The sequence below is a fragment of the Thermus sp. FJN-A genome (genome assembly GCF_054655095.1).
The window spans coordinates 1-470 of the sequence record NZ_BAAHSC010000043.1 but is presented as its reverse complement, the minus strand read 5'-3'; the positions used below and the strand labels follow the sequence as shown (position 1 = coordinate 470).

General features: G+C 72.6%; 1 pseudogene. It reads right to left on the bottom strand.

The window, feature by feature from the left end:
- Positions 1–297: pseudogene (locus ACYQ0J_RS00210) on the bottom strand (hypothetical protein); the annotation flags it as partial.
- Positions 298–470: the final 173 nt, after the last annotated feature.

Genomic DNA, 470 nt, shown 5'->3' with positions numbered 1-470 from the left:
CCGCCCCGCGGCGCTCCGGGCGGCCCTGTGGTGGGCCTCGGCGGCCTCCTTCAGGATGCGGTCCACCTCTTTCTCCGTGAGGACCAGCCCCGGGACCAGGTTTTCCTGGAGGTACTCCACCACCTGGCGCACGGCCCAGTCCTGAAGGTTCTTGTTCAGGCGCCCCGTGACCTCCGTGACCGAGGGGACCCTCTCCCACCTCTCCCCGTCCCGGGAGACCTCGTAGCCGCCCCCGTTCCGGCGGTAGCGGAGGCGCCAGCCCCCGGGGCAGTCCTTGAACAGCCAGTCTTGATACACACACCACCCCCGAAGCCCTGGCTGGGCTCTCTACAGGTTACCCCGGCCCGGGGCTAGGCCACCCGCCACTGGGGGGTCTGGCGGAAGAGGTCCAGGAGGCCCCGCTCCCGGAGGAGGTGGGCGAGGAGGGCGCCGGGGCGCCGGACCCCCTCGCCCCTCGGGCTGAAGAGGGC